The 23,047-nt window shown below is 67.9% G+C and carries 19 protein-coding genes and 1 tRNA gene; 8 read left to right on the top strand and 12 right to left on the bottom strand.

The features are described from left to right. Positions 1 to 50 precede the first annotated feature (50 nt). Genes P7D22_RS02410 through treZ form a run of 3 tightly spaced genes read left to right on the top strand, consistent with a single transcriptional unit; the run spans position 51 to position 5,063 of the window. Positions 51 to 2,006, top strand: a complete 1,956-nt coding sequence (locus P7D22_RS02410) for an AI-2E family transporter (RefSeq protein WP_319932604.1) — start codon at positions 51 to 53, stop codon at positions 2,004 to 2,006. A gap of 59 nt (positions 2,007 to 2,065) precedes the next feature. Continuing rightward, a complete protein-coding gene (locus P7D22_RS02405) occupies positions 2,066 to 3,172 on the top strand; it encodes an AI-2E family transporter (RefSeq protein ID WP_319932603.1) in 1,107 nt (368 codons plus the stop codon). Between the two features lie 46 nt (positions 3,173 to 3,218). Then, positions 3,219 to 5,063, top strand: coding sequence for a malto-oligosyltrehalose trehalohydrolase (gene treZ, locus P7D22_RS02400; protein WP_319932602.1), 1,845 nt, complete (start codon positions 3,219 to 3,221; stop codon positions 5,061 to 5,063). A gap of 155 nt (positions 5,064 to 5,218) precedes the next feature. On the opposite strand, the gene P7D22_RS02395 is transcribed toward treZ, so the two are convergent. The 4 genes from P7D22_RS02395 to P7D22_RS02380 form a co-directional block, all read right to left on the bottom strand. Continuing rightward, positions 5,219 to 5,295 (bottom strand) — tRNA-Pro (locus tag P7D22_RS02395). A gap of 376 nt (positions 5,296 to 5,671) precedes the next feature. Next, complete coding sequence (locus P7D22_RS02390; protein ID WP_319932601.1) at positions 5,672 to 6,268, bottom strand: invasion associated locus B family protein; 597 nt, start codon at positions 6,266 to 6,268, stop codon at positions 5,672 to 5,674. Between the two features lie 13 nt (positions 6,269 to 6,281). Continuing rightward, a complete protein-coding gene (locus P7D22_RS02385; RefSeq protein ID WP_319932600.1) occupies positions 6,282 to 8,138 on the bottom strand; it encodes a YadA-like family protein in 1,857 nt (618 codons plus the stop codon). 619 nt (positions 8,139 to 8,757) lie between these two features. Next, positions 8,758 to 9,426 (bottom strand): HAD family hydrolase, encoded by a 669-nt coding sequence (locus tag P7D22_RS02380; protein ID WP_319932599.1) that lies wholly within the window; start codon positions 9,424 to 9,426, stop codon positions 8,758 to 8,760. Between the two features lie 125 nt (positions 9,427 to 9,551). On the opposite strand from P7D22_RS02380, the gene P7D22_RS02375 reads away from it, so the two are divergent. Both P7D22_RS02375 and P7D22_RS02370 read left to right on the top strand, forming a co-directional pair. Next, positions 9,552 to 10,658, top strand: coding sequence for an SPL family radical SAM protein (locus P7D22_RS02375; RefSeq protein ID WP_319932598.1), 1,107 nt, complete (start codon positions 9,552 to 9,554; stop codon positions 10,656 to 10,658). Further along, the gene (locus tag P7D22_RS02370) at positions 10,649 to 11,155 is read left to right on the top strand and encodes a cupin (RefSeq protein ID WP_319932597.1); all 507 of its coding nucleotides are present in this window, start codon (positions 10,649 to 10,651) and stop codon (positions 11,153 to 11,155) included. Before P7D22_RS02375 ends, P7D22_RS02370 begins: the two co-directional genes overlap by 10 nt. Positions 11,156 to 11,365: 210 nt before the next feature. Here the strand turns inward: P7D22_RS02370 and glyS are convergent, their stop codons facing one another. After that, positions 11,366 to 13,591, bottom strand: a complete 2,226-nt coding sequence (glyS, locus tag P7D22_RS02365; RefSeq protein ID WP_319932596.1) for a glycine--tRNA ligase subunit beta — start codon at positions 13,589 to 13,591, stop codon at positions 11,366 to 11,368. 142 nt (positions 13,592 to 13,733) lie between these two features. On the opposite strand from glyS, the gene P7D22_RS02360 reads away from it, so the two are divergent. Beyond that, a complete protein-coding gene (locus P7D22_RS02360; protein WP_319932595.1) occupies positions 13,734 to 14,090 on the top strand; it encodes a YidB family protein in 357 nt (118 codons plus the stop codon). A 15-nt stretch (positions 14,091 to 14,105) separates the two neighbouring features. On the opposite strand, the gene P7D22_RS02355 is transcribed toward P7D22_RS02360, so the two are convergent. The 5 genes from P7D22_RS02355 to P7D22_RS02335 form a co-directional block, all read right to left on the bottom strand. Continuing rightward, the gene (locus tag P7D22_RS02355; protein WP_319932594.1) at positions 14,106 to 15,035 is read right to left on the bottom strand and encodes a glycine--tRNA ligase subunit alpha; all 930 of its coding nucleotides are present in this window, start codon (positions 15,033 to 15,035) and stop codon (positions 14,106 to 14,108) included. A gap of 66 nt (positions 15,036 to 15,101) precedes the next feature. After that, on the bottom strand, positions 15,102 to 15,419 hold the full coding sequence (locus tag P7D22_RS02350) for a DUF2293 domain-containing protein (protein ID WP_319932593.1): 318 nt from the start codon (positions 15,417 to 15,419) through the stop codon (positions 15,102 to 15,104). Then, on the bottom strand, positions 15,416 to 16,042 hold the full coding sequence (locus tag P7D22_RS02345; RefSeq protein WP_319932592.1) for a hypothetical protein: 627 nt from the start codon (positions 16,040 to 16,042) through the stop codon (positions 15,416 to 15,418). The genes P7D22_RS02350 and P7D22_RS02345 overlap by 4 nt, the downstream gene beginning before the upstream one ends. Positions 16,043 to 16,066: 24 nt before the next feature. Further along, positions 16,067 to 16,399 carry a hypothetical protein gene (locus P7D22_RS02340; RefSeq protein WP_319932591.1) on the bottom strand — a complete coding sequence of 111 codons (333 nt, stop codon included), beginning with the start codon at positions 16,397 to 16,399 and terminating at the stop codon, positions 16,067 to 16,069. Positions 16,400 to 16,517: 118 nt separating this feature from the next. After that, the gene (locus P7D22_RS02335; RefSeq protein WP_319932590.1) at positions 16,518 to 18,005 is read right to left on the bottom strand and encodes a mannitol dehydrogenase family protein; all 1,488 of its coding nucleotides are present in this window, start codon (positions 18,003 to 18,005) and stop codon (positions 16,518 to 16,520) included. Positions 18,006 to 18,142: 137 nt separating this feature from the next. Between P7D22_RS02335 and P7D22_RS02330 the strand changes: the two genes are divergently transcribed. Both P7D22_RS02330 and P7D22_RS02325 read left to right on the top strand, forming a co-directional pair. Next, on the top strand, positions 18,143 to 19,999 hold the full coding sequence (locus tag P7D22_RS02330) for an ABC transporter ATP-binding protein (RefSeq protein WP_319932589.1): 1,857 nt from the start codon (positions 18,143 to 18,145) through the stop codon (positions 19,997 to 19,999). 46 nt (positions 20,000 to 20,045) lie between these two features. Beyond that, positions 20,046 to 21,215, top strand: a complete 1,170-nt coding sequence (locus P7D22_RS02325; RefSeq protein ID WP_319932588.1) for a dimethylmenaquinone methyltransferase — start codon at positions 20,046 to 20,048, stop codon at positions 21,213 to 21,215. A 16-nt stretch (positions 21,216 to 21,231) separates the two neighbouring features. Here the strand turns inward: P7D22_RS02325 and P7D22_RS02320 are convergent, their stop codons facing one another. Together P7D22_RS02320 and P7D22_RS02315 are read right to left on the bottom strand one after the other, a co-directional pair. After that, positions 21,232 to 22,611: a deoxyribodipyrimidine photo-lyase gene (locus P7D22_RS02320; RefSeq protein ID WP_319932587.1), complete on the bottom strand. Its 1,380-nt coding sequence runs from the start codon at positions 22,609 to 22,611 to the stop codon at positions 21,232 to 21,234. An 87-nt stretch (positions 22,612 to 22,698) separates the two neighbouring features. After that, on the bottom strand, positions 22,699 to 23,025 hold the full coding sequence (locus P7D22_RS02315) for an ArsR/SmtB family transcription factor (RefSeq protein ID WP_319932586.1): 327 nt from the start codon (positions 23,023 to 23,025) through the stop codon (positions 22,699 to 22,701). Positions 23,026 to 23,047: the final 22 nt, after the last annotated feature.

Here is a 23,047-nt window from a genome sequence, read left to right as displayed (position 1 = left end):
GGACTGGCCATCACGGCTTAGCCGTGGCGTGGAATTTGGGGATGGACACCATGGCGGATACGACGGCGCGGCAGCCGGCACAGGTCACGCCGCCACCTTTGCCTGGGTTGAACAGCCTCGTCACGTTGATCACCGGCGTTGTGGTCGTGGCAGCGCTTTACCTCGGTCGCGAGGTGCTGGTCCCGATCACGCTGGCGATCCTGTTGTCGTTCGTGTTGTCGCCGATCGTGGCGCTGCTACGCCGAATCCACGTGCCGCAGATTCCCTCGGTTTTGGTTGCCGTGGTCATTGGCCTTGGCGCCATCGGGGTTCTGGTCGGGATCATCGGATTGCAGATCGCCGGATTGGCGGGCGACGTCCCGCGCTATGCTGCCACGATCGAGACCAAGGCGACGGCCCTGCAGGGTGCCACCCTCGGTCGGCTCCGCTCGATGACCGAACGCATCGGCGAGCATATGAAGCCCGAGGGCACCAACGCTCCCGAGGCGGCGGCAACAGCCGCGTCCCCTGACGGCGCGAAGCCGACCACCGTCGAGGTGCGCCAGCCTCCGTCCACCCCGCTCGAGATCGCCCGAAACGTCCTCGAACCGGTGTTGAAGCCGATCGAGAGCGCGCTGATCATCTTCATCGTCGCTGTGTTCATTCTCATGCAGAAGGAGGATCTGCGCGACAGGATGATCCGGCTGGCTGGGTCTGGCGACCTTCATCGCACCACCGTGGCGATGGACGATGCGGGCCACCGCCTCAGTAAATACTTCCTCGCCCAGGTCGGCATCAACACGGTGTTCGGCGCCGTGATCGGCATCGGACTGTATTTCATCGGTGTGCCGTCGGCCCTGTTATGGGGCATCCTGGCCGGCATCCTGCGCTTTGTTCCCTATGTGGGTGCCGTGCTGGCAGCCGCGCTGCCTTTGGCGCTTGCGGCGGCGGTCGATCCTGGCTGGAGCTTGGTGATCTGGACCGCTGGGCTGTTCCTGATCAGCGAAACCATCACGGGCCAGGTGGTCGAGCCCCTGATCTATGGTCATTCGACCGGGCTTTCGCCTGCCGCCGTGGTGATCGCGGCGATCTTCTGGTCTTGGATCTGGGGGCCGATCGGCCTCATCCTGTCGACGCCGCTGACCTTGTGCCTCGTGGTTCTGGGACGCTACGTCGACCGGTTGGAATTCCTCGACGTGCTGCTTGGCGATCGCCCTGCGCTGACGCCGGTGGAGAACTTCTACCAGCGCATGCTGGCCGATGATCCCGACGAGGCACTCCAGCAGGCGGAACTGCTGCTGAAGGAGCGGTCGCTCACGACTTACTACGACGAGGTGGTGCTGAAGGGCCTTCAGCTCGCGGCCAATGATGCGTCGCGTGGCGTCCTGCAGGACGATCGCATCGACAACATCCGCATGAGCGTGCGGCACCTGGTGGAAGACCTCGGCCACCATGACGACCGTGACCCCCACCCGGAGGAAAAAGCCGCCGCCGCTGGCGTGACGTCCAAAGCTGAGCGCGATGTGCCGGCACCGAACGCTATCGACGCAACGCCTCCGGCGGAAGACGAGCTGGCGCCGCAATGGCAGGTCGAGGCACCTGTGCTGTGTCTGGCTGGGCGTGGTCCGCTCGACGAAGCCGTGTCTGCGATCCTCGGGCAGTTGCTCGACAAACATGGACTTGGGAGCCGCATGGCCGCGCACGACCTCGCGTCGCGGGACGGCATCCGGTCGCTCGACCTCGGCGATACCGCGATGATCTGCGTCAGCTATCTCGATCTCAACAACAATCCGGCTGCACTGCATTATCTCGTGCGGCGGCTCAAGGCGCGGGCGCCCAATGTGTCGATCCTGGTTGGTCTCTGGCCGGCGGATGCCAAGGTGCTCCAGGACGAGCGCCTGCGGTCGGTCATCGGGGCTGACCATTTCACGACGTCGCTGCGCGAGACGGTCGAAACCTGCGTGGCCGTGGCTCACCAGAAGGCTGCGGAAACGCGGGCGTCCGGTGCCATCCAGGCGGTAGCCTGACGCATGCCGGCTTGGATCAACGTGCATCATCATGCTGCCCCTTTGCATAGGAGGGCAGCATGGTGATGCCGGTGTCGAACCCTCCGGTTCCTCTCGATGCGGCCGACACGTCTTCCCGGCTTCAGCGCAATGCCCGCTTCACGCTGGTTGCGGTTCTGCTCGGCCTCAGCCTGTGGACCATCCACGATTTTCTGCCCGCCCTAGTGTGGGCAGCCGTTCTGGCCATCGCGTTCTGGCCGCTGTATCGGCGCACCCTGCGGCGGTTTCCGCCGGGGCGTCACAACATCCTGGTGCCGGGAGCCTTCTCGCTGGGCCTCGGGCTCCTGTTCGGATTGCCATTGCTGGTGCTGGTCATCCAGGGGGCCCGCGAAGCCCATGACGTCATGGGGCTGTATCGTCAGGCCACCACTTCCGGCATCCCGGAGCCCGAATGGGTGCGCCACCTGCCACTCGGCTCCGATGCCATATCGCACTGGTGGCAGGACAATCTGGCCAACGGTGTCGAGCCGGACGGTTTGGCTCAGCGCATCAACAAGGCGCAGGTCGCCCGCACCGGGCGCCGGATCGCCAAGGATGTCGTGCATCGCGGGGTGCTGTTCTTCTTCGCCCTGATGACGTTGTTCTTCCTGCTGAAGGAAGGCGAAGCGCTGATGCGGCAGATGCTGGTCGCGAGCGGCAAGCTGTTTGGCGCGCGTGGCGAACGCATCGCTCATCAGATGGTGGCCTCGGTGCACGGCACCGTGGACGGACTGGTGCTGGTTGGCCTCGGAGAAGGATTCCTGATGGGCATCGCCTATGCGGTGGCAGGGCTGCCGCACCCCATTCTGTTTGGCGCCCTCACGGCCGTCGCCGCAATGGTGCCTTTTGCGGTCACGGTGGTGTTGCTGCTGGCGGGCGCAGTGCTGCTGGTGCAAGGCAGCGTGGTGGCCGCCATCGTGATCGTGGCCCTCGGGTCGATCCTGGCCTTCGCGGCCGACCATTTCATCCGCCCCGCGCTGATCGGCGGCACCACCCGCCTGCCGTTCCTGTGGGTGCTGATCGGCATCCTGGGCGGTGTGGAAACCTGGGGCCTCGTCGGCTTGTTCGCCGGTCCGGCCCTGATGGCGGCCACCATCCTGCTGTGGCGCGAGCTGGTCGGCGACGAGGCGGTCGGGAAGCCCGTCTAGCAGCCGGTCCCCAGTCCACCGCGTCAAATCACTCATGAGCATATCGATGACCACACAAGTTCCGTCCCGCCGTTATCCGGTGGGAGCCGAATGTCTGGGTGACGGCGTGTCGTTCCGGGTGTGGGCCCCGAAACACGGCCGCGTGGCGATCGAGGTCGACGGCGCCGAACACATCCTGGAGCCGGATCAGGACGGGTATTTCGCGATCCATATCCCGGGGCTCGGGGAGGGCGCACGCTATGCCTATCGGCTCGAGGACGGCATCACGGCCTATCCCGACCCTGCCTCGCGCTTCCAGCCTGAAGGGCCGCATGGGCCCTCGATGGTGGTCGATCCGTCGCGCTTCGCCTGGAGCGATGCGGAGTGGCGCGGCGTGCCGGCCACGCAGCGCGTGGTGTATGAGATGCACATCGGCACCTTCACGCCGGAAGGCACCTGGGCCGCAGCGATCGCCAAGCTGCCCCACCTGCGCGACGTCGGCATCACGATGATCGAGATGATGCCGGTGGCCGAGTTCCCCGGCCACTTCGGCTGGGGCTACGACGGCGTCGACCTGTTCGCGCCGACCCACCTCTATGGGGCGCCGGACGATCTGCGTCGCTTCATCGACAGCGCCCATGGCCTCGGCATCGGCGTCATCCTCGACGTCGTCTACAATCACTTCGGGCCCGACGGGAATTACATCGGCGCCTACAGCCAGGACTACTTCACCGATCGCCACGCCAACGAATGGGGCGAGTCGCTGAACTACGACGGCCGCAACGCCCATGGGTTGCGCGACCTCGTCATCAGCAACGCAGCCTATTGGGTCGACGAGTTCCATTTCGACGGGCTCAGGCTCGACGCCACGCAAAGCATGCACGACGATTCCGACGACCATGTCATCGCGGCCTTGACGCGGGCCGCCCGCGCAGCCGGACCGGGACGCGCGGTTTACGTCGTGGCCGAAAACGAGCCCCAGGACACGGACCTGGTCAGGCCGCGCGAGGCCGGCGGCTGCGGCCTCGACGGGTTGTGGAACGACGACCTGCAGCATTCCGCCCTGGTGGCCCTGACGGGACGCAACGAATCCTATTACGTCGACTATGAGGGGACGCCGCAGGAGCTCATTGATGCGGCGCGCTTCGGCTACCTGTTCCAGGGGCAGCGGTATGCCTTCCACGGCAAGCCGCGCGGCGTGCCGGCCCAGGACATCGATCCCGCGGTTTTCGTCACCTACCTTGAGAATCACGACCAGATCGCCAATTCGGTCCATGGCCGACGCGTCCACCAGATGACGAGCCCCGGCCGCTTCCGGGCCATGACGGGGCTGCTGCTGCTGGTGCCGGGCACCCCGATGCTGTTCCAGGGCCAGGAGTTCAACGCCTCGACGCCATTCCATTACTTCGCCGACCACGAGGCGCCGTTGTCCGAGATGGTCCGCAAGGGCCGGATCGAGACCCTGGCGCAGTTCCCGAGCTATGCCGACCCGGCCTGCACGGCTGTGATCCCGACGCCGCATGCGATCGAAACTTTTGCGCGCTGCCGACTCGACTGGTCGGAAGTCGAGCGTCACGCCAGCGCCATGGCGTTGCATCGGGATCTGTTGGCCCTGCGACGCACCGTCCGGTCCTCCGAGCGGCGTGTCGATGGCGCCGTACTGGGCCCGGAAGCCCTGGCGCTGCGCTTCACCCCCCTCGACGGCCGATCCTTGCTGCTGCTCGTCAACCTTGGCCTCGATCTGCGGCTGCGCAGTATCCCGAGCCCGCTGGTGGCACCCCCGCGCGGTGGCGACTGGGCCGTGCGGTGGTCGAGCGAGCACCCGACCTATGGCGGCAGCGGCACGCCGGAGATCGTGGGCCCGCAAGGCTGGACGATCCCAGGCCATGCGGCAATCCTGCTGGCCGGCTGAACGCAGTCTCTCGGAGGCTGCTTGGTTTCCCCGACCAAGCAGCCTCCGATGCGCCGCGACGATCCGGCAAACGCTTCATGCGCGCCTCAGAAGCCAAAACGCGAAAAAGCCGCCCGAAGGCGGCTTTTTACGATTGTCGAACAGTCTTGAATTGATGGTCGGAGTGATAGGATTCGAACCTACGACCCCCTCGTCCCGAACGAGGTGCGCTACCAGGCTGCGCTACACTCCGACTTGCCGGCATCGCGTCGCCGACTGCTGCTCTATACTGGGGCCGCCGACGGCCTGCAAGCGCCATTATCGGACGATCACAGGCCATAAACGGCAAAAACCCTGCCAGTACATCCGTGGCAGGGTCTTTGATCGCGCGGTCAACCCGCGCACCGCATGATTTAACGATGCGGTATGGAGAATTTATGACGCAACGTGCTTAACAAGCCGTTACCGGTTTCGTGGATTCGGCAAACTTTCTGGCAGGGCCATTGGAACGCGAGGACGAGCTGGCTCGAAGACAAACGAAGACGGCATCGGAGGTCCTGCCACAGCTCAGGCTCGGAGGCTTCAGTGTCATCCCCTTGAGCCAAAACCTATATCCTTTAGGCGCTCTCTCAACGCATCGAGGTCGCGACACCCTCGGCAAAGCCCTGTGCCGCAACCAGCGTCGAGATCGGAGCGGGACCGGTGTTGGCTTTACCGAGCGGGGTGAACCGCCACCCCTGCACCGAAACCTGGAGGCCCTTGCCACGATGCAAGGCGGCGATCTCGTCGCTGTCGAGGCTCCACACGGCTTCGCAGGCATCCGCCGAGCATAAGGCGACAGGGATGCGCCGCGCCTTGCCGCGGCCGGCGGCATTCATCGCGGTGATCCACACCCCGTAGGGCAGCGACAGGCCGAACGGCAGCCTCAACAAGGCTGCCGGGCGACCATCGTCGCCGGTCGAGACCGTCAGGGCCACCTTGGCGCTCCCGATCGCCACCGGCGCCGCCCGCAGGCTGCAGAAACGGTGTTTCAAGCGGGGAACGAGGTCGCACACCACCGTCCATCCCCCGTGGGTCTCGGTCGATCGCTGTACCTCGCCGTCGCGGAACAGGCCGATCTCGACCGGGGCCGAGGCGAGGGCAGGCTCGGCCCAGGCAGGGGCCGAGGGGAGGGCGGCTAAGGCGATGAGCAGCGCCGCCAAGGCCGGCATCAAAAGGCGAGGCATGACGGCACCCGCCTCAGTTGATCGCGAAGGAGGCGCCGATGACGCCGCCCACATCCGGGTGGTCGATCGTCGGCGCGGCCGAGATGGCTGCATTGACCCGGACGCGGCCGGTTTCCGATGTGCCGGCGACCCCGAAGGCTAGGCCGACCTGGCCGTTGTAATAGGCTGTGGCCCCGCCCACCGAGAACTTGCCGGGCCGGTCGTCGTAGCGCAGGCCCGTGGCCGCGAGCGCCAAGGCCGTGCCACCGGCGGCGTCGCGCCGCGCCGAAGCGATCTCGCGCCCGGTCAGCGCCTGGAGGTTGCTGATGCGCGAATCGGTATAGGCTTGCGCCTGCCCGAGGGTGCCGGCGGAGGCGCTTTGCAGCTGGTTCAGGTTGACGGCATCGGTGCCTTGTTGGCCGGGCGCCAGATTGCCGATGGTAACGCCGCCGGGCTGGCCACCGCTCAACGTGATCGTGTTGGTCTTGACGCCATCGACGGTCGTGTATTGCACCGAGGTGGCGGCCACGGCTTGCACCTGTCCGACGGTGGCGGCGTCGTTGGTCGCGACGCCGGGCGCGAGGTTGTGGATCACCACCGGGCCGCCCGCATCGCTGCCGAGCGTCACCGATGAAAGCGTGGTGCCGTCCGTGGCGCGATCGTATTGCACGGCGCCATGCTGCAGCGACGCGACCTGCTGGGTGGTGTTGAAGAGTTGGCCGCCGTTGACGGCATCGGTCGAGCCGGCCGCCACCTGGCCCGCCGCCACGTTGATGATGCGGCGCTCCGCTCCTGCGGCGCCGACTGAGACGACGTCGGCCTGACCTCCATCGGTCGATCCCGCCCCGAGCGCCACCGAGTTGCGGCCAGTGGCCGTCGCCCCATAGCCGCCGGCCGTCGCATCGGCCCCCGTGGCCGTGGGGGCGGCGCGCGCCGCCGTGTTGTTGCCCACGAAGGGCGCCGTGCCGCCGGTCGTCGGTGTGGTCGATCCAAGCGCGACATCGACCGCGTCGAGCGCCGCTCCCACATTGGCGTAAACAGTGCCGCGGATCGTGAAGCTCGGCAGCGTCACGGTGCCGAGCAGCGGATTATAGACCGAACCGCCTCCGAGGGTCGCGGCTGTGGCGGCGCCCAACTGGGCCGACACGCCCCGCACCTGCCCGACATTGGCGGCATCGGTGTCGGCGGCCCCGGCCGCCAGATTCGTGACCTGCCGCAACGCGCCCGTGGCACCGACCGAGACTTCGCCGGCGGAATTTTGGGTGCCAAGCAAGCCAAGTGCATCATAGGCCGTCACGGCGCCGCGCGCCGCGACGCTGCCGGCGCCAAGCGCCGTGCTGTTGGCCGCGGTGGCCGTGGCGCCGGTGCCAAGCGCCAGGGCATTGGCGACGCCGGGCGCCGTGGTGGCCCCATTGCCGAGCGCCACGGCGCTGAGGGCGCCCGCCGAGGCCGGCGTACCGCTAGTGCCGAGCCCGGTGATCTGGCCGCCGCCGATGGTGATCCCGGCCACGTTGTTGACCGCAAGACCGTTCAGCGCCAGGTTGCAGGCGCTCGACGGCGTGGTCACGAAAGTGTTGGTCGAAGGGTCAAGCAGGCCGATGCCGACCTGCCGTCCGCTCAACGGCGCCACCACATTGGTGTTGACGCCGTCGATGACGGTGTTGAGGGGCGGCAACAACGTGCCGAGCGTCGTGTCTGCGCTGTGCACCACCCCCGTGAGCGACGGCAGCGCCACCCCGAGCCCTGTACACACGTCCGTAAAGCTCGCCGGCGCCGCCAGGGCGGCCATCGGCGAACCGAAGCCGATGCAGGCCGTGGTGCCGAGAAGCAGCCCGGCTCGGCATGCCCACCTCGACGAAATGCCACCATGAAATTTTGCGTGCTGTCCCATGTCCGTCCGCTCCGAATGCAACTTCAGGGTGAATAAGAATGGTTAAGCAATCGTAGTGGATTCAGGAGAGCGCGCGGCGTTGGGACGGGGGCGCCCGACCATGGGTGGCCAGTGCCGGAATGCGACATGGCGGATCCGAAATGGGACTGTACGACCGTAAAAAACGCGAGCGCGCAGAAGCTCTGTTCAGCGCGTTCGCATCTGGATTTGCCAGGACAGCCTTAATGTCCCGCCTGCGAAGGCGACGGCACCTCAGGCTGACGATATGCCGAAGCCTTGGCCGGCGAGGGTCGCACGCGGCCTTTCGAGGCTTTCGGCCGACGATTAACTGTTCCGGACGATGCAACGCCGGTTCGGCGCGGGACGGATCGTCGTGGTCCGCGATTTGATGATGGGGTCGGGTGTCACGTGTTGACTTGCCACGATGACACGGGGGAGCCGGGTGGAGACACCCGGCTCCTGACCCGCTGCAACCCGACCGGCGTCGGCGCAGCCGCCATCATCGCCATGAAACGGCGGGGCTCACCGGCCTTTCATCCAACAGGGCAGCCCTTCAGCCCGACGCCGAAACCGCGACCGCTCTGCGCTCGGCGCCTCCCACAAGCGCGTCACGGCCTGTTCAGCCCTGCATAGCGGCTAGCAGGCCGGGGTCGAGCAGGTCCGCGATGGTCTCGACGGTGAGATCCGCCGCCGGGTGAGCGGCCACGACGGCCGGATCGCGGCCGAACTGGCCTTGGCGCGGAAACACCGTATAGACCCGATCGCTCCAGCCGGCTTTCACGGCCGACAGGATGCGCAGCTTGTCGTCGATCAGCACATAACGGTGCGCCGGGAAGCGCCGCTCGATCTCGGGCAGCTCCTGCTCCTTGTGGACGGGCAGCATCAACTCGCCATCGACCGCTTCGAGCAGGCCAGACCTGCGCAGTTTGTTGGGCTGGAACACCGCGTCGCCATCGGTCAGCAGTACGGTGCGGCCGAGGTCGCGCAGGCGGGCCAGCAGGTCGGTGGCGCCGGGGTAGAGCAGCGTCTCAAAGGGAAAGTCGAGGATGTAGGCCGCGAGCCAAAGCCGCTCCGGGTCGGACGGGGCCTCGAGGCGAAACGTCTGGCAGGCCCCGAGATAGTCGCGATAGCCGAGCGTATGGAACAGATGGTCCTGCAGGGCCCAATAACGATCGCGCGCCGCCTCGCCCATGCGGTCGGCGATGTGGGCCTTCAGGTGGTCCTGAAAACGATCGTTGTCGAGCAGCGTGTTGTCGACATCGACGAGAAACACCAGATCGTCCGGCACGGGTCGCTCCCTCAGGGGTGTGGTGCCGCTTGTGGCGCGGGCGCGCCGGCGGCGCAAGGCATGACGGCGCTGCGCTGCGGCACCATGCCCGGGATGCGTCGGCCGGGTTGCGGCGTTGGTGGCCCATGAGCCTTGCCGAACCCTTGCTCGACGTCCTGGCGCCGCAGCCCCGAGCGCGCCAATGGCGACCCGACCGCGTGCTGGTGACGCGTGCCGCGCTAGCCTGGCCGCATGGCCGGGCCATCGTTGAGCGGGCAGCGGCGCTCGGCTGTCCAGTGGTGGAGCTGCCCGGCGACCGCCTCGTCGGCCTCGGCCAGGAGGGCGATGCCCGTGCCCGCTACAAGGCCGCCAAAGGTACGCTGGCCGTCACCGTGGCGTCCGCCGCCAAGCGACGGCTTCAACCCATCCCACCGTCGGCCGACTGGCGCTTCGACCTTGCCGAGGGCTGTCCGGCCCATTGCCAATATTGCTATCTCGCAGGCTCGCTCGGCGGGCCGCCGATCACCCGGGTCTATGCGAACCTCGATGAGATCCTCGACGGGCTCGCCGATTATCTCGGCAAGGGTGCGGTCACCTCCGCGTCCGAGGCCCGGGCCGCCGAGGGCACCACCTATGAGGCGTCCTGCTACACCGATCCGCTCGGCATCGAGCATCTGTCCGGCAGCCTGAGCGCGGCGGTGCAGCGCTTCGGCGCCTGGGACGCACCTGTGCAACTGCGCTTCACCACCAAATTCGCCGGCGTGGCGCCGCTGCTCGGGCTTGCGCACAACGGTCGCGTGCGGGTGCGGATGTCGGTCAATGCCCGGCCGCTGTTGCGCCAGGAAGGCGGCACCGCTTCGCTGGACGAGCGGTTGGCGGCGCTCGGCGCCTTGGCGCGGGCCGGCTACAAGGTGGGCCTGACGGTGGCGCCGATCCAGCCGCTCGAGGGTTGGCGGGACGCTTATGCGGACTTGTTCGATGCGGCCGCGGCGGCGCTGCGCGACGTGCGCAACCTGGACCTGACGGCAGAGTTCATCACCCATCGGTTCACGCCGAAGTCGAAGGCGGTGCTGCAGGACTGGTACCCGGCTTCCAAGCTCGAAATGGACGAAGCGCTGCGCAGCCGCAAGTTCACCAAATTCGGCTCGATCAAGCATGTCTACCCGACCGCCACGATGGGCGAGCTGCGAAGCGAACTGATGCGCCTCGCGGCCGCCGTCCTGCCCCAAGCCAAGGTGCTCTATTGGACCTGATCCCCGAAGCCATTCAGTTCGGCCCGAGCGGCGCCATGCCGAACAATCCCTGGTTGCCGATGTTGGTGTATCGCGGTGCGCTCCCGGCCGACACGGTCGATATGGCGGCGGCCTTCGAAGCCTTGTTCGGCCGGAATGGATGGCCGGCGCAATGGCGCAACGGCATCTACAGCTACCATCACTACCACGCGGACGTTCATGAGGTGCTCGGCATCGCGCGCGGCGCCACGGAGGTGCTGCTCGGCGGCCCCGAGGGGCTAAGCGTCACCGTCGCGGCCGGCGATGTGATCGTGCTGCCGGCCGGCACGGGCCATCGCAACATGACGCCCGAAGCCGACCTTCTCACCGTCGGGGCCTACCCGCCCGGCGCCGTGTGCGACGTGCGCCGCGACCCGCTGCCGCCGGACGCGCTGGCCCGCATGCGGAGCGTGTCGTTTCCCATGAGAGACCCCGTCACCGGCGCGGCTGGCGCCTTGCCGCGGCTTTGGGCTCGCTGAGCCCGGCTCACACCATGCAGCGTTGATCACCCGTGGTTCCGTCACTCCGGGCAAGCGCAGCGCAGACCCGGAACCGGGAGCTTCGGCGTCGCAGACCGGAGCACACCGGTTCCGGGTTCGGCTGCGCCGCCCCGGAATGAGGGGCGGTGACGGTTCACGATCGCTTTGGGGCGGTATAAGCCGCCGAGCGCGCCAGCCCCGGTCGGCGTCTCAGCCGGCGACCTTGCCGAAATCCGCCACCGTCAGCGTCGCGCGCCGCAGGGCGCCGAGCAGGCGCAGTCGGTTTGCCCGCAAGGCGGGGTCCTCCGCGTTGACCGTCACCTTGTCGAAGAAGGCATCGACCGGCGGGCGCAACCGGGCCAGGGCCCGCATGGCAGCCTCGAAATCCTCCCCGGCAACGGCCGTGGCGGCTTCCGCCTCTACGGTGTTGAGCGCTTCGGCGAGGGCGCGCTCCTCGGCGAGTTCGAGCCGGGCAGCATCGTGTGGCGCCTCGAAGGCCCCGACGCCGTCCTTCTTTTCTTCGGCCTTCAGGATGTTGGCGGCGCGGCGATAGCCGGCCAGCAGCGAGCGCCCGTCCTCGGTCTCAAGGAAGCGGCCCAGCGCCTCGACACGGCGCACGACCATCAGCAGGTCGTCCTGGCCCGGCAGGGCGAAGACGGCGTCGATGAGGTCGTGGCGGGCGCCCTTGTCGCGCAGGTAGATTTTGAGGCGGTCGGCGAAGAAGGCGAGGAGGTCAGTGCGTGTAGTCTCCGCACGGCGCCGGGCGATGCTCGAAGTGCTTAGCTCTTCATCGATGCTTCGCCCGATGGCAGCAGCCTTCTCATCACCTGTTAGTAGTGGTGATTGCTTGAGAGCAGCTGCCTTATCGATGAAGGGGTTTCTGGCTAGCTGACCTGCTAGTCGGGCCTGAGCAGGGTACAGAACTGAATTGAGCAATAGCTGCAACTCGCATTCCAGCACAATCCTGATCACCCCCAACGCCGCTCGGCGCAGCGCATAAGGGTCCTTGCTGCCCGTCGGCTTCTCGTCGATGGCCCAGAACCCCACGAGCGTGTCGAGCTTGTCGGCCAGCGCCACGGCGATCGACACGGGGTCGCTCGGCACGCGGTCGCCCGGGCCCTGCGGCTTGTAATGGTCCTCGACCGCCGCGGCGACGCTCGCGTCTTCGTTCTGCGCTGCCGCGTAATAGCGCCCCATCAGGCCCTGCAGCTCGGGGAATTCGCCCACCATCTCGGACACGAGATCGGCCTTAGCGAGCGTCGCGGCGCGCTCGGCCTTGGCTTGGACGGCACCGACATGCGGCGCCAGCTCGCGGGCGAGCGCCACGATGCGCTCGACCCTTTCGTCCTGGGTGCCGAGCTTCTCGTGGAACACGATATTCTTAAGCTTTGGCAGCCGATCCTCTAGGCGGACCTTCAGGTCCGACTCCCAGAAGAACTTGGCGTCTGACAGCCGCGCCCGCACGACGCGCTCGTTGCCGGCCACGATGGCGGCGCCGCCATCCGGCGCCACGAGGTTGGAGGTGAGCAGGAATTTGTTGGCCAGCGCCCCATCGAGGCCCCGCACCACGAAGCATTTCTGGTTGGCCCGGATCGTGGCGCGGATCACTTCCGCCGGGATGGTCAGGAAGGCGGCGTCGAAGCTGCCCATCAGCACCACGGGCCACTCGACGAGCCCCGACACCTCGGCCAGCAGGGCCTCGTCCTCCACCACCTCGAGCAGCTGGGCGCCGGCGAGGTTGCGGGCATCCTGCCGGATGATCTCGGCGCGGCGGTCACCGTCGAGCTCGACCTTGTGGGCGAAGAGCGCCGGCGCGTAATCGTCGAAGCGCCGCACCGTGAAGGGCTGTGGCGCCAGAAAGCGATGGCCGCGCGTCACGTTGCCGGATTCGATCGCGCCGACGCTGAACCGCACGATCTCGGGGTCTTCGGTCTCGGCCCCGAAGGTGCAGAGAATCGACTGCAGCGGGCGCACCCAGCGCAGCGCCTCGGGGCTCGAGGAGCCCCGGCCCCAGCGCATCGACTTCGGCCAGGGAAAGGCCTTGATGAGGGTCGGCAGCAGCTCGGCCAACACCGCGATGGTGTCCTGCCCGGCGCGTGCGATCACGGCCGTATAGAAGCTGCCCTTCTTGTCCTGCGTGACCGTGGCCTCGCCGATGTGGCTCAGCCCCGCGGCCTTGAGGAAGCCCTGGATGGCGCCCTCCGGCGCCCCCACGCGCGGCCCCTTGCGCTCTTCCCGCGAATCGGGCTGCTTAGCCGGCAGGCCGGCGATGTGCAGGGCCAACCGGCGCGGGGTCGCAAAGGCCTGGGCGCCCTCGTAAACGAGGCCGCGCTCCACCAGGGCGTCGGTGACCAGTTTCTTCAGGTCGGCCGCCGCCTGCCGCTGCATGCGGGCCGGGATCTCTTCGGAAAACAATTCGAGCAGAAGGTCGGGCATGGGTCTCGGCGTTCGCGTTCGGAGGTGTGGTCGGCAGCGGCCCGCCGATTGTCAAGCGCGTTCCGGCATGGTCGCGCCACGTGCCGCGCCCTAGGTGGGCGGGAATGGCCGCAGGGTGCGGCTCGATCGGGGGAGACCGCGCATGACGTCTTGGGGTGGCACACTCGGCAATCTGGTCGAGGGGATCGGCGGCTCGGCGCTCGGGCAGAAGCTGATCGAGGCCGTGGGCCCGGCGGTGCTGGGCACGATGGTCGAGCAGCTGAATGCGAACGGCATGGGCGCCAAGGTGAATTCCTGGCTCGGCCAGGGCGACAACCAGCCCATCACGGCCGACGAGATCCGCCAGGGCCTCGGCAATGCCAAGCTGCAGGAGGTGGCGAAGCAACTGGGCCTGCCGATCGATGCGATCGCCGACGTGCTGGCCAAGAACCTGCCCATCGCGGTGAACCAGGCCGCGAAGCAAGGCTTGCTCGACGGCAAGGCGACCGGCCAACCCTGACTGTAAGGGTTCGGCTCAGGCGGGGGCGCCGCCGCCCGCCGTCTTTAGCCAGGCGGCACCGCAGGCCTTGGCGAGGTCGCGCACCCGGCCGATGTAGCTTTGCCGCTCGGTGACTGAGATGACGCCACGGGCGTCAAGCAGGTTAAAGATGTGGCTCGCCTTGATGCACTGGTCGTAGGCCGGCAGCGCCATGGCGTGGCGGTCGCCCTCGTGGCCTGCCGCGAGGATCGCCTTGGCCTCGCCCTCGGCATCCTTGAAGTGCTGAAACAAAAGGGTCGTGTCGGCCTGCTCGAAGTTGAAGCGGCTGTATTCCTGCTCGGCCTGCTTGAACACCTCGCCGTAGCTGATGCGCTCGTCGCCGTCGCGGCCGTTGAAGTTCAGGTCGTAAACGTTTTCGACGCCCTGCACGTACATGGCGAGACGCTCGAGTCCGTAGGTCAGCTCGCCCGATACGGGAGAGCACTCGACGCCCGCCACCTGCTGGAAATAGGTGAACTGCGACACTTCCATGCCGTCGCACCAGCATTCCCAGCCGAGACCCCAGGCGCCGAGCGTCGGGCTTTCCCAATCGTCCTCGACGAAGCGCACGTCATGGATCGTCAGATCCACCCCGATGGCGGCGAGCGACGCGAGGTAAAGCTCCTGCAGGTTCGGTGGCGAGGGTTTGATGATGACCTGAAACTGATAATAATGCTGCAGCCGGTTCGGGTTCTCGCCATAGCGCCCGTCCTTCGGCCGCCGCGACGGCTGCACATAGGCGGCCCGCCATGGGTTGGGGCCGAGCGCCCGAAGCGTGGTGGCCGGATGAAAGGTGCCGGCGCCCACCTCCATGTCGTAGGGCTGCAGGATGACGCAGCCCTGGTCGGCCCAGAAGCGCTGCAGCGTGAGGATCAGGTCCTGGAAGGATCGCTTGGGGTCGGCGGGCGCGCCGGCGTCGAAAGGCATGAACGGGTCCGGGTCGGGGAGGTGGGCGGACCCTAGAGGCGCGCAGGCCCGCCGGTCAACCGCAGCTCATTCGACCTCGAGGCCCGTCACCCGGCGTCGGCAGCCCCAGGCCGCCAGGGCGGCATTGGTCGGGTCGCGCACGAAAAAGCGGGCGCTGTCGTGGTCGTAGCCTTCATGCAGCAGCGCATCGTAGTCCGTCTTTTCATGCCGCGCGGTGCTGACCAGCGCCAGCCAGGCCGCTTCGCCGGGTGCTGCGGTCGCGAGGCCGCGGCTGTCGAGGGCCCGGTCGGCCACGACGCCGAGCTCGAAGGCCGGCAGGCGTGGCGCCAGATGGCGTAGCGCGGCCTCGATGGCGTCGCGACGGCCGGGAGGACGCCGGCTCACAGCGGGGGCGTGCCGGGCAGGTGGCGCTGCCGCGACCGCACCGGCAGGGGCGCGGGCCGCGGCGCCGTCGTGCCGTAGCGGATCAGGCCGTCGCGACCGATGTCGACGGCCGGGCGATTGCCCCGATCGTCGCTCGTCACCGGAACCGTCAGATCGAAGGTGTCGAATGTGTAAGGCGCCCGTGCGCCGGGGCTGCAAAGGCCGACGGACGCCTGAACGGGCCCGGCCGGCGTGGTGGCCGACACCTGGCAATGATAGCGGGTGCCTTGGCAAAGGGCGAAGCGGCTCGCCACCCGGCAGGTGCCGATGTTTAAAGCCTGCAGGGGGCCGAGGCCGCGCAGGGCCTGGAACGTATGCCTGGCCTCGACCGACGTGGGACCGCGTCCGAGTCCGGACCACACCGGCACGAGAGCGCGCTCGCCATGGCGCGCGATGCGCTCCACCAACGCGATGGCGAAACGCTGCGCCGAACGCTCGTGGGCGCGTTGCCATTGAAATCCAACAGTGGCCAACGCCGTCATCAGGGCCAGCATCAAGGCCGCAGCCTCGATGGCATCGCCGAACCCTTCCGGCTCGGTGTCGGCCGAGGAGGGCGGATCGGGACGGTCGGCGTCCAAGGCCATGAGGCGACCCTCGGCGTCAGAACTTCAGCACGATTCGGGTGAATTCTGGCACTTCCATTCTTCACGCTGCTTCCAGATCTGCGCCCCGGCGCTGCCGGACGGGTAGCCGCCATAGCCGGCCGGGCCAGACACGTAATTGCCGAAGCCGTAATTATTGACCACGTAGCCGCCATAGGCCCCGACGGGCGCCCCGACCGCGGTCGAGTTGGCGGCATTGGTGCCGTAACCGTTGGAAGAGGCCGAAGCAGGCGCAGCCGTGCCACGATAACGGGCCGACGCCTGTGCCGACAGGTCTGAGCCCATGAGCGCCGGCAACACGAGGCCGAGCAGGAAGGCGGGGCGCATCAGAAACAACATCGGCTCATCTCGCGAACCCCCAACCCGGGGCCTCTTCCCTAGATGGGGACGAGGCGCCTCCGCCCAAAGAGGCGCGATTGGTCACATCGCGGCGCCCGGGATCGGCGGGCCGGCACGATCATGCCGGATGTTGGAACTCCGCGACGACCTTGGCGGCGCCGTGCTGCAGCAAGGCCGCGAGCGCTACGCCGACGGCGGACCGGAAGGCTGGCTCGGCCGGCAGATCTGTGCCGAAGACGGCCTGCACCCCGAGGCAGGCGTCGATCAAGGCTTCCGCGGTGGTGCAAGGGGCCGTCCTGGCCCGCAGGTCCGCCGCCAGCGGGTCGCGCACGTCGATGGCCTCACCCCGTTCGTCACGTCCGGTGACGTAGCGCATCCAGGCCGCGATCCCGAGCGCAAGACGGCCGAAGGGCTGGCCGGCCACAAGCCTGTCCCGCACGGTGCCGAGCAGGCGCTGCGGCAATTTCTGCGATCCGTCCATGGCGATCTGCCACGTCCGGTGCTGAAGTGCCGGGTTGCGGAAGCGTGCCAGCAGGGAGGCCGCATAGTCGGACACATCGAGGCCGGGCACCGGCGGCAGGGTCGGGGCCGCTTCGTCGCGCATCAGCGCTTCGACCAGCGCCGCGAAGCCGGGCGCCGCCATGGTGTCGGAGACGGTCTCGTGGCCCGCGAGGTAGCCCAGGTAGGCGAGGGTCGAATGGCTGCCGTTGAGCAGCCGCAGCTTGGCCAGCTCATAAGGGGCCACGTCCTGCACGAAGGTGGCGCCGGCCGCATCCCAGGCCGGGCGCGGGCCAGCGAAATCATCCTCGATCACCCATTGGGTGAAGGGCTCCGTCATGATCGGCCAGGCATCGGCGAGGCCGAGCGCATCCGCCACCCGGGCGCGATCCGCGTCCGTCGTGGCCGGCACGATGCGGTCCACCATCGTCGAAGGGCAGCGCAATTCGCCTTCGACATAGCGGCCGAGGTCGGGGTCGCGCAGTGCCGCGAAGCGCACCAGCACGCGCCGTAGCGTCGCGCCATTGTGGGGAAGGTTGTCGCAGCAGAGCGCCGTGAAGGGTGTGAGGCCGGCAGCACGGCGGCGGCGCAACGCCTCGACGATGAAGCCCGGGGCGGAGCGCGGCGCTTCAGGATGGGCGAGGTCGTGCCTCACGTCGGGATGATCTTCGTCGAGCGCGCCTGTGGCAGGCCGGTGGCAATAGCCCTTCTCGGTGACGGTGAGCGATACGATGTGGGTGTCGGGGGCCGCCATGGCGGCGATCAGCGCGTCCGGGTCCTCGGGCGCCACCGCGAGCCGCGTGACGCTGCCCACCACCTGCAGCCGTTCGCCCGCCGCATCCCGCACCGCGAGGCCGTAAAGCCCGTCCTGCGGCGCCAAGGCGTCGCACGTGTCGGCACTGCGCAGCGAAGCGCCCAGGATGCCCCAGCGCCGGTCGCCCATGGCCAGCACGGAATCGGTGTAGACGGCCTGGTGGGCGCGATGGAAGGCGCCGATGCCGAGATGCACGATGCCGGTCGCCAGAGTGGCGCGGTCATAGGAAGGGCGCGCCACGCCATGGGGCAGGCGGTCCAGCGTGGCGGTGCAAAGGCGGGGATGATCGTTCATGCGGCCACCATACAGGCGATCGCCATGACGTCGACACTGCTGGCTGCGACGCCCTGTCAACGGCATCCCGTTCCGCCGCGTCGCCGCCGCGAGCTCGGGCGACTGGACTTCGCGCCAGAACCACCCACCTTGCGGCCATGATCTCAACTGTCCGCCGGTGGCGCGACGCGCTTCGCGTCAAGGCGGGCCCGTTCCGCCATCTCGTGTCCTTGTTCCGCTTGGTCTGGGCCGCAAGTCCCGCCCTCATGGCGGCCAGCATGGTGTTGCGCCTCGTGCGCGCCGTGCAGCCGCTTCTCGCCCTTTGGGTCGGCAAGCTCATCATCGATGCCGTGGTGGCGCAGGCCCGACAGCCTTTTGTCGGCGCCGGCCTCGCCGATGGGCTGGCGTCCGGCCGGCTCGATCGCCTGATGGTGCTGCTCGGCCTCGAATGCGCGCTGGCGCTGTTGGCCACAGCCCTGGCGCGGGCGAGCGCGCTTGTGGATGGCCTGTTATCCGAGCGCTACAGTACGCTCGCCAGCATGCGGCTGATGACCCACGCGGCGACGCTCGACCTCGAGCAGCTCGAAAGCAGCGCCGCGCAAGACCGGCTCGACAGGGCGCGCCGCCAGGTCAGCGGCCGCACCACGCTGCTGACCCAGGTGTTCGGCCAGGCCCAGGACGGCCTGACCATCGTGGCGCTCGCGGCCAGCCTGTTCAGCTATGCGCCCTGGCTGATCGTGCTGCTGTGCCTTGCCCTGGTCCCGTCGTTCCTCGGCGAGAAGACCTTCAACGGACAAAGCTACCGCATCGACTATCTCCGCACGCCCGAGCGGCGGCAGCTCGATTACCTGCGTTATCTCGGTTCCAGTACCGAAACCGCCAAGGAGATCAAGCTGTTCGGCCTGAGCGGCTTCCTGGCGGATCGCTTCGGCCTGCTGGCTCAAGCCATGTTGGCCGACAGCCGTGGCTTGGCGGTGCGCCGTGCCGTCTGGGGCACCGTGTTTTCCGGCATCGGCACGCTCAGCTACTACCTGGCTTACTTTCTGATCGTCTGGCGCGCGGCCTCCGGGCGCTTCAGCCTTGGCGACCTGACCTTCCTGGCGGGCTCGTTCCTGCGATTGCGCGGGCTGCTGGAGGGACTGCTGCTCGGCTTCTCGCAACTGGCCGGGCAGGTGCTCTACCTGGCCGACCTGTTCGACTTTTTCGGCCTGCGTCCCGCGATCGTCGACGCGGCGGTGCCGCTGCCGGTGCCGCAGCCGATGCGCACCGGCTTCGTGTTCGAGGATGTGGGCTTCCGCTATGCGGGCCAGGACGCCTGGGCGGTTCGCCACCTCGACCTGACGCTCCAGGCGGGCGAGGTGCTGGCCCTGGTGGGGCAGAACGGCGCCGGCAAGACCACGATCGTCAAGCTGATGGCGCGCCTTTACGATCCGACGGAAGGCCGGGTGCTGCTCGATGGCCGCGACCTGCGCGACTACGACCTGGCGCAGCTGCGGGCCCGCGTCGGTGTCATCTTCCAGGATTTCGTCCGCTTCCACCTGACGGCGGCCGAGAACATCGGTGTCGGTCGCATCGGCGACCTTGCCGAGCGCCCCCGCGTCGTCGAAGCCGCTGCCCGCAGCCTCGCCGACCGGGTCATCGACCGGCTGCCGCTCGGCTTCGAGCAGCCGCTCGGGCGCCGCCTGAACGATGGCGTCGACCTGTCGGGCGGCGAATGGCAGCGCATCGCCATCGCTCGGGCCTATATGCGCGACGCCGACGTCCTGATTCTCGATGAGCCCACGGCCGCCCTCGACGCCCGGGCCGAATATGAGGTGTTCGAGCGTTTCCGCGACCTCAGCCGCGGTAAGACCGCGATCCTGATCTCGCACCGCTTCTCGACCGTCCGCATGGCCGACCGCATTCTGGTGCTGGAAGGCGGTCGGGTGGTGGAATCCGGCAGCCATGCGGCGCTTCTGGCGACCGGCGGGCTTTACGCGGACCTGTTCGCCTTGCAGGCATCGGGCTATCGCTAGCCCAGCCTCCACCCCGGACATTGCCGCCCGATTCGATGGACACCCGATGAAGATCACCCAACTGACCCACCACGACCTCGACGGCTACGGTGCCTCGACGGTTGTCGGCGCCTATGCGGATGTCGGTCGCATCGTGCATGTGTCGCGCTACGCCGACGTCGGGCCGGTGGTGGAGGCCGAACTGGGGCGTCTGCGCCGCACGGACGAGCCCGAAACGCTGATGATGACCGATCTCGGGCTCGAGCCCGTGGCCGTGACCTTTCTGAAGAACTTTGCGGCGCTCAACGCCAAGCGGGGCCCCGAGCGCGCCCACCGGCTGATCGTGCTCGACCACCACGCTTCCTCGCTCGACCAGCTGGCCGCCCAGGGGCTGATGCCCGCGCCACCCTCTACCGATGCGCCGGCGAGCTTCAGCCGCATCGCCTTCGACGACCCGGCCATCGTGGTGATGATTGATGAGGCGCGCTGCGCCACCCGGCTCGCCTATGAGCATCGGTCGCTCTACGCCACGACCGAGCCGGAGGCCGAGGTGACGGCCGCCCTGCCGGTGTTGGTGGCGGCCATCGATGCGGTCGACCTGTGGCGCAAGGACGACCCCTTGTTCAAACAGGCGGCGGTGCTCGACGAAGTGTTCTGGGACAATGTTTCGGGCTTCATCCCGGTCGCCCATCCGTCGCACGACCGCTTCATCGGGCGCCTGCTGCTCGGCATGGCAGCGCGGCTCGGCGGCGGCGCCACCCCGGCCAGCATCGAGCGCGACGTCGGGGCGCTGCGGACCGCCGTTCTCGACGCCATGCTGGCCGACCAGCCGGGCGATGACCCGGCCATGACGGCCCGGATGCGACTCGCGCCCTACCTGGCCCGTTCGCCGGCGCTGTTCCGACGGCTCGAAGGCGGTGCCAAGCTGTCGTTTGGCCTCGATGCCGGCACCTTCCAGCGAGTGTCCGACGCCATCATGGCATCCGGCGACGCTAAGCTCGTCATCAACCTGCAGCGCTCGGGTTCGATGTCGTTCCGCTCCAACAACGAGACCGCGCTCGATGCCGCCCGCAAGTTCGGCGGTGGCGGCCACAAGGATGCATCCGGCGGTCGCCTGACCACCGGCACGGCGGCCTCGCTCGCCGACGCAGTGGCGCAGGTCGGGCCGATCCTCGATCCGCCCAAGCCCGATCTGTCGAACAGCCCCTTCGCGGCGCTGCAGAAGCTGAAAGGCTGACGCTGGGCTCGACGCTTCAGTCGCGCTCGGCCGCGGCGAGGCGCGCCACCTCCCGCACATAGCCGTCGGCATCGAACTTCTTCAGGCCCGCCTCGCCCATCGAGCGCACCGTGCCATAAACCGGCTGGGTGCCCCAGGGCCGATCGTGCAAGCCGAACAGCCAGCCGACGTTGGTGAAGGAGTTCGCGTCGCGCCCGTCGATGAAATATTTGTTGTTAAGCCCGATCGCGATGTCCCAGGCCTCCTCGGGCGAGGCCGACCACTGGACGATCTTCTTGCCCCAATACATGCGCATGTGATTGTGCATGTAGCCGGTTTCGCGCATCTCCTGCATGGAGGCGTTCCAATAGCGGTCATGCGTTTCCCCGGCCTCGAACTGTTTCCGGCTATAGCGGTGCGGTCGCGGGTCGCCCCGGTGCTGATCCAGCGTCTTGCGGCACCACTCCGGCACGGCGTCGAGCGTCGCGTAATCGGGCTGGTAATAAACGTGGTTCATGGCGAGCTCGCGCCGCACCACCAGCTCCTCGAGGTAGGCGGCCCGGTCGTCCGAATCGCCGGTCCTCGCGGCCCGGACCGCCAGCGCCATGGCGACGGGCGAGATCTGGCCGAAATGCAGATAGGGGCTCATGTGGGACGCGGCGCCCGCCTCGGGCTTACCCCGGATGGTGGCGTAATGCGCGAAGGGGCCGCCGAGGTAATGTTTCAGCCGTCGCTCGGCCTCGGCATGGCCACCGGTGAAGCGCTTCACAGGGCCGACACCCTGGTCGCATTTGAGCCCGGCGACCGTCTTGGCCACGTCGTCGAGATCGAGCGTCGATTCGAGCTTGATCGCGGTGGCCCGGTGATGCACCGGTCGCGGCCGTAGCGGGTGCAGGTATTCCTCCCACAGCCGGTAGACCTTGGGTCGCAACGTGCGGGCGGCGTAGTCGTGCTTCGGCGAGGCCGTCTCGACCGGCACCACGACGTCGCCCTCGACCTGCACCACCCGGCACGGCGCCCGGGCCACGAAGTCGTCGTAGAAGGCGCGGATCGGCTTCAGGTAGTTTCGGTCGATCACCACGGTGGCGGCATCGGCGGCATAATGCAGCGCGGTTCCGACCGGGCCACCTTCGCGCCGGGCCACGAAGCCGATGCCGCGCTTGGCCAGAGCCGGGCCGATCTCGGCCATGCCTTGCAGCAGAAAGGTCCAGTGCCGGGCGTTCACCTCGGGGAAGCCTTCCGCGATGCCGTAGCACACCACCAGCGGCAGCTTGCGGTCGTTGGCTTCGTCCACCGCATATTCGAGCGCCGGATTGAACACGGCGCGCTGCGACAAACCCATCCAGTAAAGCACGTAGGCGCCTTCTGGGTTTTCGGGTCCGTCCTTGAGGATCTTGATACGGGAAGCTTGGATCATGAGGAGAACGATGTACCTGCGACGCTAACCCAAGCTAGCATTGCCAGGCCGCGGAGGGGATGCGGCCGCGCGTCTGAGGTGCTGGAATCAAGCGGCGCTGTTCTCGACCGGCGCGCCTGCGACGGGGCAGTCGATCACGGCAGCCAGAAGGCCCGGGAAGGACGCCTCCACGGCGCTCCGGCAAAGGCCGTTCATGTGGGTGACGCCCTGGACGCGCGTGACCACCAGACCGGCCTCACGCAACACCCGGAAATGATGCGACATGGTGGATTTGGAGCGGCCCCCGTTCAGGGCCGCACAGCTGCTTTCGCCTTCGCGGGCGAGCTGTCGCACGATACCGAGGCGCACCGGGTCGCCGAGCGCGTGGAGGATCGTTTCCAGCCTGAGCGACGGTGCTGCCTCCTGCTTTAACACACGGTCCCCCTCGACGACCCCT

It is taken from the genome of Lichenihabitans sp. Uapishka_5 (assembly GCF_033947565.1).
GTDB lineage: Bacteria > Pseudomonadota > Alphaproteobacteria > Rhizobiales > Beijerinckiaceae > Lichenihabitans.
Note: the sequence above shows the minus strand (reverse complement) of the source record. Positions and strands in the feature narration are given on the sequence as shown.